General features: G+C 38.4%; 9 protein-coding genes. 3 read left to right on the top strand and 6 right to left on the bottom strand.

Features of this window, described 5'->3' with window-relative positions:
- Positions 1-34: 34 nt before the first annotated feature.
- Both FHY60_RS14895 and FHY60_RS14900 read left to right on the top strand, forming a co-directional pair.
- Positions 35-739, top strand: coding sequence for a cytochrome c biogenesis CcdA family protein (locus FHY60_RS14895; RefSeq protein ID WP_139905775.1), 705 nt, complete (start codon positions 35-37; stop codon positions 737-739).
- A gap of 12 nt (positions 740-751) precedes the next feature.
- Positions 752-1,342, top strand: a complete 591-nt coding sequence (locus tag FHY60_RS14900) for a TlpA disulfide reductase family protein (RefSeq protein WP_139905776.1) — start codon at positions 752-754, stop codon at positions 1,340-1,342.
- 60 nt (positions 1,343-1,402) lie between these two features.
- On the opposite strand, the gene FHY60_RS14905 is transcribed toward FHY60_RS14900, so the two are convergent.
- The 4 genes from FHY60_RS14905 to FHY60_RS14920 form a co-directional block, all read right to left on the bottom strand.
- Positions 1,403-2,368: an acetylxylan esterase gene (locus FHY60_RS14905; RefSeq protein WP_139905777.1), complete on the bottom strand. Its 966-nt coding sequence runs from the start codon at positions 2,366-2,368 to the stop codon at positions 1,403-1,405.
- A gap of 39 nt (positions 2,369-2,407) precedes the next feature.
- On the bottom strand, positions 2,408-2,878 hold the full coding sequence (locus FHY60_RS14910) for a hypothetical protein (protein WP_139905778.1): 471 nt from the start codon (positions 2,876-2,878) through the stop codon (positions 2,408-2,410).
- Positions 2,879-3,138: 260 nt separating this feature from the next.
- Positions 3,139-5,433: a glycoside hydrolase family 95 protein gene (locus FHY60_RS14915; RefSeq protein ID WP_243122162.1), complete on the bottom strand. Its 2,295-nt coding sequence runs from the start codon at positions 5,431-5,433 to the stop codon at positions 3,139-3,141.
- Positions 5,434-5,635: 202 nt separating this feature from the next.
- Positions 5,636-6,883, bottom strand: a complete 1,248-nt coding sequence (locus tag FHY60_RS14920; protein ID WP_139905780.1) for an MFS transporter — start codon at positions 6,881-6,883, stop codon at positions 5,636-5,638.
- Positions 6,884-7,011: 128 nt separating this feature from the next.
- Here FHY60_RS14920 and FHY60_RS14925 point away from each other — a divergent pair, with 128 nt between their 5' ends.
- Positions 7,012-8,325, top strand: a complete 1,314-nt coding sequence (locus tag FHY60_RS14925; protein ID WP_139905781.1) for a replication-associated recombination protein A — start codon at positions 7,012-7,014, stop codon at positions 8,323-8,325.
- A gap of 100 nt (positions 8,326-8,425) precedes the next feature.
- Here FHY60_RS14925 and FHY60_RS14930 read toward each other — a convergent pair whose 3' ends face one another.
- Positions 8,426-9,973, bottom strand: a complete 1,548-nt coding sequence (locus FHY60_RS14930; protein ID WP_139905782.1) for a response regulator transcription factor — start codon at positions 9,971-9,973, stop codon at positions 8,426-8,428.
- The gene (locus FHY60_RS14935; protein ID WP_139905783.1) at positions 9,951-11,771 is read right to left on the bottom strand and encodes a sensor histidine kinase; all 1,821 of its coding nucleotides are present in this window, start codon (positions 11,769-11,771) and stop codon (positions 9,951-9,953) included. Before FHY60_RS14935 ends, FHY60_RS14930 begins: the two co-directional genes overlap by 23 nt.
- Positions 11,772-11,850 lie beyond the last annotated feature (79 nt).

The following is an 11,850-nucleotide window of genomic DNA, read 5'->3' on the forward strand; positions in this document are numbered from 1 at the left end:
TAAATGTGTTTACATATCATAGGAGGATGTTTCAATGAATAATGTTTCAATTATACTTGCCTTTGCTGCAGGTTTATTATCATTTCTTTCACCCTGTGTGCTGCCCTTAGTGCCTGCTTACATAAGCTATCTCACCGGAACTTCTGCAAAGGTTGTAAATGCTCAAAAAACAAAACTCTATGCAGTATACAAGGCTTTAGGCTTTGTTATTGGTTTTTCCATGATTTTCATCATAATGGGAGCTTCAGCAACTTCCTTCGGCAGGCTATTTCTTAAGCATCAAAACAGCTTTAGAATGATAAGCGGTACTTTGATTATCATTTTTGGCATTCATACTACCGGACTATTAAAAATAAAGTTCTTCTATCGAGAATTCAGATTTCTTAAGTTTAATTCTGACCGCAAAAGTTACAGTTCAATCCTAATTGGAATGGCCTTTGCCGGCGGCTGGACTCCATGTGTGGGACCAATTTTAGGTTCCATACTGCTGTATGCTTCAAATCTGAGTACAATTTATAAGGGTATCCTGCTTTTGGTGGTATATTCGCTAGGCTTGGCAACACCTTTTCTGCTGACGGCCTATGCCATAGACCAATTTACTAATCTAATGACTAAGTACAGAAAGTACCTTCCCTCAGTATCAATTATCAGTGGTATTCTAATGATAATTATGGGCGTATTAATATTTACAAATAAGCTAAGCATATTAGCTCAATATTTCAATTTTATAAACTTTTAAGGAGAGATTTAAATGAAAAAAATAATTCCTTTTGCAGTGTTGGTATTTATCCTGTTCGGCAGTGCCTACTACATAGTCTCCAACAATAACCTTTTACCGAATAATTTAAGCACTGAAGAAAATAAAGATTCAGTTAATGATGATGTGAACTCAAAAGTGGCTAGTAATGAAGATACTAAAGAAGAAGAAGTAAAAGTAAAGGCTCCGGATTTTACTCTTACAGATACTCAGGGCAACAAAGTTACTCTTAGCGACCTTAAGGGTAAAAAGGTATATTTAAACTTTTGGGCCACTTGGTGTCCTCCTTGTAGAAAAGAGATGCCGGACATTGAGAAGCTGTACCAAGAGACAAAGGACTCTGATCTTGTAATCCTGGCAGTTAATTTAGGTGAAGATAAAGACACAGTTACTGCATTTGCAGATAAAAACAACTACAACTTCAGGATTCTATTAGATTCCGCTGAAACTGTAGCAATTGATTATCAAATCCGTTCGATTCCAACTTCCTACTTTATAGATGAAGAAGGTTACGTAAGAGCCGGAAAAATCGGCCTTATGACTTTGGAAGAGATGAAGCAATATGTGGAACTTTTAAATAAATAAGTACAATATAAAAAAGAGCAGTTCAGCACCTTAAGAAAAGTGTGAACCACTCTTTTTTTACTAGCCAAATATCTTTTTTATAAAAGCAATTTTTTCTTCTTCATGGGCTGTAAATCCTCCGTGAGCATATTCAGGATAAACTCTGATTTCCTTTTCTGCATTAATATGATTGTATGCAGCAAAGCAGGTAGATGGTGGGCAAACTGTGTCCTCCAGCCCCACACTTATCAGGGTCTTAGCCTTAATTCTTGTGGCCAAATTCATGCCATCAAAATAACTTAAGGTCCTATACACCTGATCTTCTGTCCTATGTAAGCTGTCATGAATTTTGAAATAATGATATATTTCATTGTAAGGCCCCTCCGTAGATAACCTTACAGAACGTCTAAAGTGACATAGGTATGGTATATCTGCCATAACCACCTTCACATCCTTTGAAAGGGCACCTACTGCTAGAGATAGGCCACCTCCTTGGCTTCCACCCTCTACCGCAATCTTATTTACATCTATCTCTTCTCTGGTTTTTATAAACTCAATTGCCCTTACAGAGTCCATAAAAGCATATAAATAGTAGTAGTTATTGTGGTCTAAAATACCCTTGGTCATCCAGCCGCAAGCCCCACCATTGCCATAATGATTGTGATCGGGACTTTCTACATCCTGACCTCTTACATCCATCATGAGGCATCCATAGCCCATAACAGTAAACTTGAAGGCATGGCTTATAACAAGGTTGTTCCAATTGTAGCCATGATAATATACCACCACCGGAACCTTATTTTCTGCACTGGCTCCCTTTGGCAGTACTAGCCTTCCGTGAATCCTTGAATTTCTAAAGCCATCAAAGTAAATATCATATACTTTTATTGTATCTATGGGATAAGCTGCCGGCTTAACTTCATCATTGAGTGGATACTTATCAGATTCAGCTAAAATGCCCTCCCAAAAGTCATCAAAATCCTTTTCTTTTGTCAGTTCTGGTTTATATTCCCTAAGTTCTTCAATTGGTAAATCAAATAAATTCATCTTTTCACCTCAAAAGTTATTTTATTATTTTATTTTAAGTTATTTATAATTTAAATCTTTATCTACAGTAAAAATCGCCCTTTGCCTTATATCCTCGCTGGAGCTGCCTATTAGGATCTCAAATTCTCCTGCTTCTACCTGCCAGCAGTGCTTTGTTTCATCAACCACTACCGGCAGTGGTGCCCAGGTTCTCTCTGCTTTATTTGCAGCAACCAATGACTTTACCGCGTCTTGATAATCCCAGGCAGCATCCGCTAATCCTAAAACTCTGCCTGAGGACAGCTTTGCAATATAGACATCATATTTGTGAGTAAAGGATTCGGGATCCAGTAAGCCTTCTGCATTCAATTTATTTAACCACTTATAGTAATCCTTCATTCCTTCAACGGTAAACTTATATTTTGCTTCCTGTTTCTCATCGTCTATTGCCCACTGGCCGTCATCCGGTATTCCTAATGCAAAGCCTGCAGGATTTGCAAGAGTTATATACCATCTCCAGTCACTGGCCATTAAGGATAGTCCTATGGTATCCTGTCCATCTATCTTTGGATACTTCTGCTTATAGGTTCTAATAGCATTTTCAAAATCCTTTAAGTTCTTTATTTGTGGATAGCCTAATTCTTTTAGAACTGCATGCTGGAGCTGAAAAGTACCGCTGGGTATCCAGGTACCAGTACTTACTCCATTGGTACCTACAGTATATATGGCATCATTATCAGGACTATATTTTTCTCCCTCTATTTTAGTGACCCATTATTCTAGATGTGAATCTAGCCTTGTATAGGTTCAACAGTATACTCCCCCTGCTTATCTGTACTGAATGAAATAGTTCCTGAGTTTTCATCCCATGCTGCATCCAACACATTACCTTTGCTATATACCTTCACAGGTATATCAGTCCTTATTTTGCACACAGTTCTCTCTTTAGATACAATAACTGCTTTACTTAATCTGTTATTGTTCCATTCTATACTTACTGTAAAGCCTCCTCGTGCGCAAAGTCCGCTGACACTGCCACTGTTCCACGCCCTAGGAATTGCCGGCAGGAGAGCTAATTCCCCGTCATGACTTTGCAGGAGCATCTCTGCAATTCCTGCAGTACCTCCAAAATTACCGTCAATTTGGAAGGGGGGGTGATTGTCCAATAAGTTGTTAAGGGTTGATTTCCTCAGTAACTCCAGCACATTCTCGTAAGCCTTTTCCCCGTCTTCCAAACGAGCCCACATGTTAATTATCCAAGCCCTGCTCCAACCGGTATGGCCTCCACCATAGGAAAGCCTTCTTTTCAAAGTCCTTCTTGCTGCTTCCGCCAGTTCCGGAGTCCTTCTTACAGTAATCTGATTTGAAGGATGGAGAGCAAAGAGCTGTGATATATGTCTGTGTCCCGGTTCCACTTCATCATAGTCCTCTGCCCATTCCTGTATTTGACCATGCTTTCCTATTTGTATCTCAGGCAGCTTAGTGATCATGCCTTCAAGTTTATTTTTAAACTCCCTATCCAGTGCCAGTATTTGTGAAGCTTTTATACAGGCCCTAAACAGGGCATATATTATCTGGCTATCCATAGAAGGAGCTATACATAGGTTTCCGCTCTGTCCATTGGGAAGCAGGTACGTATTTTCCGGAGATACTGATGGACAGGTTACCAGATTTCCTTTGCTATCTTCTATGAGGAAATCTACAAAAAACTCTGCAGCTTCTTTCATGGTTTCATAGGCCTTCAGCAGGAATTGCTTATCTAAGGTGAATTCATAGTGTTCCCAAAGATGAAGACACAGCCAGGCAGCCCCCATGGGCCATTGTGTGGCAGGCATCCATAGGTCTTGTGGTGCTGTATCTCCCCATAAATCTGTATTATGGTGACATACAAAGCCCCTGCAGTCATACATTTTTCTTGCTGTCCTTCTACCTGAAGGCCTCATCCTTTCAATCAAGTCAAAGAGCGGGAGATGACATTCAGATAAGTTACAAACTTCTGCCGGCCAATAGTTCATCTCTGTGTTAATATTTATGGTGTATTTACTGTCCCAGGCTGGGAACATATCCTTATTCCATATACCCTGTAGATTAGCCGGTTGAGTCCCTGGCCTGCTGCTTGATATCAGAAGATATCTTCCGAATTGGAAATATAGGTTTAAGAGACCAAAATCCTCTTTTCCTTCCTTAATTCTGTTTAATCTTTCATCTGTAGGCAGCAACTCCAGATTCTCTGCAGTGTCTGAGCTTTTAAAATCTATACTGACTCTGTGAAAATAACTTTTATATTCTTCTATATGCTTACTCTTGAGTTCTTCATAGGGTACCTTAACTGCAGCTTCAATAGTATTTTTACACCATTGCTCAGGATTATCCTCATAAAATGAAGTTCGTGCTGTAAGGTATATGATTGCAGCATCAGCGTCTTCTACAATGAGTACATTTCCTATTCTATGGGCCTTTCCTCCTACACTTTGAACCTTGGCCAAAGTGATGAATTTTACTCCTCCTTCACCACAGTTTCCCCTCATTATTACACTGTCTTCGCCGGCACCCTTGAGCTCATCAAAGGACCTCCATCTGTCCAAATGGACCTTAAAGGATACAGTGCCTGGTTTATCAGCTGTAATCCTGACCACCATTACCCCATGTACTGCACTGGAGAATATCTCCCTTTTATAGAAGGTATCCTCGATGCTATAGGTAACAGAACTTATAGCCTTGCTTATATCAAGCTCTCTCCTATAGTTCTTGGCCTCTCCCTCCTGTTTATAAAAATCTATATACATTTCGCCTAGGGTCTGATATTGTCTGGCACCCTCAGGAGTACCGGAAAGAGCCATAATAGCCAGATCTTCAGCTTCTTTAAGCTTGCCCTCGAAGAGATATTGCCTGATCACAGGAAGATATTTTAAGGCATCCTCGTTAATTCGGTCTACCGGCTTGCCATAGTATACACTGTCCTCGTTGAGCTGTATGTGTTCCCTGTTGATACCGCCATATATCATTCCACCAAGAGTACCGTTACCTATGGGCAGCGCCTCATTCCAGTTATCAGGAGCTGCTGGTTTTGAATACCACAATTTCATATTTATCCACCTCATTATTTTCTATTAAAAAGTTAAAATTAGTCCCTCCAATAACAAGAATAATTTAAAATCTTGTAGAGACCTACTTCAAAAAATATATATTATTTCATGTAAAAATTAGAGGAATCTGAAAACAACATAAAACAAAAATGGGCTTGCCACACAATAAGCATATTATGGAGCAACCCCTCTTGAATTGCTTTTATATAATTTCATTTCGCTTCTTTAAGAATATATACAGGATTAATGCTGTCAGTGAACACAGCAAGGCACATATTCCGATAAAGCTATACCCCGCCTGCAGTCCGATCAAAGTGCCCTTAGAAGCACCGTAAACACCTGTAAAACTATTCTGAAATAAGTCAATAATAGCTCCCACAAGGAAGTTTCCAATGACACTTCCAATCCCCATAAGGGTTACAGTAAAGCTTATAGCCGTGTCCGTATCCTTTGGATATCGCTTGGCCAGCAGTGCCATAACCGTCGGATAGATTGGTGCAATTCCACCTCCGGCCAAGGCAAATAAAAAGGCCCCCCTCTCTCCGATAAGTACTCCTAATATAGTAAGTATACCTGAAATCCCGGAAAAAATTATGAGGGACTTTGTAAAACCGATTTTGTCCGTTAGGGGACCTAGGAAAAGCCTGGCCAGCATAAAAGTGAAAAAGAAACCCGATAACAAGGAAGATGCAGTAGTTACACCCCACTGATAGGCCTGTTGAAGAAAATTAACCAGCCAACCGCCTACAGCTAGCTCAGAAACAACCCCAAAGGATAGAATAACTGCTAAGATCCAAGCTACAGGATCTTTAACAAAATTCTTTAAGGGAATTTTCTCCTCTTCCTTTATTTCATCTCCCGGAAACTTAGTAAAAATGGTAATAGCAAAAGGTATGAGTACCGTAGAAAGCATTATTAAGTACATTCCCCTCCAGCCTACTGCTTTGCCTCCCACATTAATTTTCATAAGCGCTGTGGCAATAATAGGTGCCACGGTAGATGCCAAACCATAAAAGCCATGAGATAAATTCATCATCCAACCGGTATTTTTAGTAAAGACACGGGCTGCAATTATGCCTAGGGCAATTTCCAGCATACCGTTACCTATATACAATAAAAAATAAGCTGCTGATAAGGTTGGATAGTTTACAGACAGGAATATAAATATTCCTCCAACAAACATAGTGCCAAAGGCTAGAAGGGCAGAAATTCTTATTCCAAGCTTTTTTGTTAATACTCCCGTAAAACTGCAGGCCAGGAGATATCCCAATGAGTTAAGTGCCAACAACAACCCAAGCTGCATTTCATCAAGGCTAAAATCGCCCTGCATCTTTGGAATAGCAGGTCCCTTTATGTTTTCCGAAAAGCCAAAAACTAAGAAGCCTATAAAAACTACTGCCAAAGCTAAATAATAGTTCTTCTTATTGAAAGTCTTGCTATTTAAAGTCATAATAGTTCCTCCATCTTTCTTCTTCAAATATGATTCTAACATGCTGCAGTAGTATTTTACCATATTATTTGCTACTATTTATATAGAGCTATAAATAATGACTATTAGAAAAAGCGGGATGTGATAGAATGGATCTATTTGATTTAGCCAATAAAAAGAATAATATAAATTTAAAGCCTCTGGCCGAGAGGGTACGACCGGAAACTCTTGAGGAATACATTGGTCAGGAACATTTACTTGGCAAAGATAAGATGCTTTACCGAGCAATTATGACTGACAATATCTCTTCTGCCATCTTTTATGGTCCTCCTGGTGTGGGCAAAACCACCTTGGCAAGGATCATTGCCAACCAAACTAAAGCCAATTTCATAGAATTGAGTGCTGTCACTGCAGGCACAGCTGATGTAAAAAAAATCGTAAGTGAAGCTGAAATGGATTTAAAACTCTATGGAAGAAAGACTATACTTTTTCTGGACGAGGTCCACAGGTTCAGTAAGTCACAACAGGATTCCCTGCTTCCTTCTGTAGAAAAAGGTATAATCATTTTGATTGGTGCAACTACCGAAAACCCTTATTTTGAGGTTAACAACGCTTTACTTTCACGTTCTATGATCTTCCAGCTAAAACCCTTGACAGATCAGGATGTAAAAAAAGCCCTTAAGAATGCATTAAAAAGTCCAAAGGGCTTGGGCGATCTAACAATAGAAATAGAAGAAGAAGTTTTTGATTACTTTGCCTTTCACAGCAACGGAGATATAAGAAAGGCATTGAATGCCTTGGATATGGCTGTGAAAACTTCTAAGAAGGTAACGGATAAGATTATAATAACCGTAGAGGACGCCAAGGAATGTATACAAAGAAAAATGACACTGTATGATAAGAATGGAGATAACCATTACGATACCATCAGCGCCTTTATCAAATCCATGAGAGGCAGTGACCCGGATGCGGCAGTATATTACCTGGCAAAGATGCTTGATGCCGGCGAGGATCCTATTTTCATTGCCAGAAGAATAGTAGTTCATGCTTCGGAAGATGTGGGCAACGCAGACCCCATGGCCCTGGTAGTAGCCACAAGCGCCATGACCGCCGCCCATATGATTGGTATGCCGGAATGCAGAATCAATCTTGCTCAGGCTGCTATCTATGTAGCCTGTGCTCCCAAATCCAATGCCACAATATCTGCAATCGATGAAGCAATGGAGGACGTAAAAAAACATAGGGACTCAGGAATTCCACCTCACCTTATGGATGCCCATTATAAAGGTGCGGCAAAGCTTGGCCACGGAATTGGCTATCTCTATCCCCATGCCTATGGCGGCTTCGTAGAACAGCAATATCTTCCGGACTCACATAAAAATAAGATCTACTATAGACCTACACAAAATGGCATAGAGGCTAAGATCTCTGAAAGGCTTAAAAGGCTGTGGAAGAAACGATAGAAATTATCTTTTTAATATATAATTTCTATCGGTGACTCATACTTTAAGGAAAAGACGAAATAAGTTTAATTGACAATGGACAATTGTCCATTGTCAATTCTTAATCACTCTGCCTTTTGTACTCCTTGGGACTCACTCCCACATACTTCTTAAACTTACTAAAGAAATAGTCCTTATTCTTAAATCCTACCCTTTCCGATACCTCATATATTTTTAAGTCCTTTTGAGTTAAAAGTTCTTTAGCATTATCTATTCTTATGCGGTCAAGGTAGGAATTAAAATTCTCACCGGTGTAGCTCTTAAAGATCTTTCCCAGGTAGGCACTGTTATAATTAAAAAGCTCAGCCAGGGCTTCCAGTCTTAGTGGCTTATTGTAATTCTTCTCCATATAGTTTATAACACGCCTTACCACATTATCTGAAGAAGTATTGCAGATTTTTCCGGAGATGCTTGAAACCAACTCCTCAATGTAATCCATAAGCTCCTGAAAGTTCTCTTTCTCATAGATTATGCTTATTACTTCCTCATTGCTGGCCATTGAACCGGCTAGTTGGGTGTAGTTAGCCAAAACCCTTTCCTTTAGCTCCACGAATATATCTATATATAAACCCTTTACTTTTTCAGGAGAGAACTTTGAACGTTTTAGATAAAGTTCCAACTTTTTAAAGACCTCTGCTATTCTGTCAGAATCATTTATCTCAAGATAAGTGTATATTTCTTCAACATACTTCCATAGTTCTCCTGTGGGTTCTTCTGCGGAGTCAATCCCAACTTCATCTTTCATCTGATCCCAGGCTAATATTCTTGTGCTACTGAAGAAGAACATAGTTCCTATTAATTCTTTAGCATCCTTATAGGAATTCACTATGTCTTCTTTATTCTCAACTGTTCTTCCCAAGGTTATGATTATATTTTTCTTAAGCCTTCCTGAGAGCCTCTTATGCAGCTTTTCCAAAATTAGGAGTGACTTTGTGGTATCAGTCCCCTTTAGCAGCAGCATGGCTTTGTTTTCAAAAAAGGTAAGTTCCACATTTTCTTCTGTTTCTAATAACTCTCTTACCGTTTCAAAAAGTTCCTTGTTGGAGGCCTCAGTTTTTATCTCTGAGTACTGGATTATGGCAACTTGAAAGCAGTTAAAGTTCATATCAATATTGGAATCCTTTAATCTGGTATCGTCAACACCGTCCTTTTCCTCTCCAGTTATGATATCCTTAAGTACTTCCTGCCTCAAAATCTGTTCACTGTTTCTAATATGTCTTTTTATGTCATTCTCATTCTCTATAACGGATCTGACTTTTTTTATGGCGACAATTAACTCATCTTCATCTATTGGTTTTAAAATATAATCGCTGACCCCTAAAATTATAGATGTTCTGGCATATTCAAAATCTGAGTAGCCTGTCAGCATGATGTATTTACCTAAATGTCCATTTGCCCTGGCAGCCTTAACCACCTCAATACCATACATGCCGGGCATTTTAATATCCATTAAGACCAAATCCGGATTTAAGCTCAGTATTTTATCAAGTCCATCCTTTCCGTCAATGCCTTCGCCACAAATAGAAAAACCATATTCTTCCCAAGGAATAATCATCTTTAATCCTTCCCTTACAAAGGGTTCATCATCAACTATCAATACTTTGAGCATACCCTTGAACCTCCTTACTTTTTGGCAATATCAGAATAACTTCTGTGCCTTCATTTATTCTGCTGCGAATCTTTATTCCATACTCCTCACCATAATAGAGCTTTATTCTCTGATTTACATTACTTATACCTATGCTTTTTTTACCGCCAATAGTAAAGTCTTCCAGACACTTATTCAGGTATTCCAATTTTTCAGCACTAATTCCTAAGCCATCATCCTTTACTGTGATTATAAAATTATCTTTTTCAGCCCTGATATTTAAGTCTATATTTCCACTGCCCTGTTTGTTCTCAAGGCCATGAACAAAAGCATTCTCTACAATGGGCTGGAGAAGCAGGGGTAGAATAAAGTAGTTTGATATATCACAGTCTACATTAATAGTATAATTGATTTTCTCTCCAAATCTCATCCTTTGAATCTCGAGATAGTTCTTTACCAATTCTACTTCAGAATCCAAAGATATTGGCTTATCTCCTACTTCAAGATTTCTTCTCATAATCTTACCCAGCATTTTAACTATTTTTGCTGTTTCATGATCGCCCTTTACGAAGGCTTTCATTCTAATGGTCTCCAAAGTATTATATAAGAAATGAGGATTAATTTGACTTGCCAGCATTTTAAACTGGGCTTCCCTTTGCCTGTTTTTCAATTGTTCCTTTTGTATCTTCTCCTCGTAAACTTCATGGATCAGCTGCTTAATACTCTGCATCATTTTATTAAGATCTTCGTAAAGTTCTCCTATTTCATCCTTGCCCTCAATACTCTCTTCAATATTAAATTCTCCGGTTACTACCTTATGCATTTCTTTTCTCAATAGTATTATCCTCTCACTGAACCACTTGGAAAATATGGTAATCAGTATAATGGACAGCACCAGATTAACTAACATTATACTTATACCTCTTATGCTTATTTGAGTGGTTTTACTTGTAACATTTGCAATGGGCATTATCATAACTATTTGAAAACAGTTGGCTGAAGCCTTTTCCGGCGAAAAGGAATTCATGATGATACTTGATTCTTCTCCGTTATAATTCTTTTCTACAATATAGTGTTCTTTACGGCTTTTTAATTCTTCCAAACTGAGAAAGTCAATGGAAGTTCCCCTCAATTTATTATTCTGACTCATTACCACCTTTCCCTCGTTGATAGCAATTATGGATTCGAAGGGTTCATCTTTTATAAGGGCTCTCAGCCTGTCCTCATTTATATTTATAACCAATACACCAATTCTGTTTCTGTTGATATCTTTTACAAGGCGTATAAGGCTTAGATAGTCTGTTCCTGTTATTTCATCAGTCTTATACATCCACTCGATACGTCCATCATTGGCAAGAGCCCTGGTGTACCAATAGGACTTCCTGGTGCCCTCAGTAACCTTGGTGAACTGTGAATTATCCAGCATTGTATGATTTTCAACATAAAAACGGATACTGGCTATTTCCTTATAGTATCTGAGAAATTCATCAAAGATCGGATATTCGTTGTAAACCTTTACCACATCAGCAGCACTGGTGTATTGGGTAGTTACAATTTTATTGAGCTTTTCATCAAAATACATTCTATCAGATACATCGTTTGCTATTTTTATTATCTCATTGAGCCGATACTGAATTCTGTCATTATTTGTACAGGCTTCATCTATGGATTTTTCAATAACCATGCTTCTCATACCTTCGGTCAGATAAAAACCAACCACTAAAATTGGTATCAAAACGACAATTATATATATCAACATGAGCTTTTTTCTGATTTTCATGTCATTGAACCGGTTAATTGCCTTTAATAAGAACTTCATACAATATCCTTCCTATACTCAAATTTGTAACTCTCCAACAACTTTGATACTTTTATATAATTAATTTTATTATAAATTA

The organism is Clostridium thermarum (genome assembly GCF_006351925.1).
Classification (GTDB): Bacteria; Bacillota; Clostridia; order Clostridiales; family Clostridiaceae; genus Clostridium_AU; species Clostridium_AU thermarum.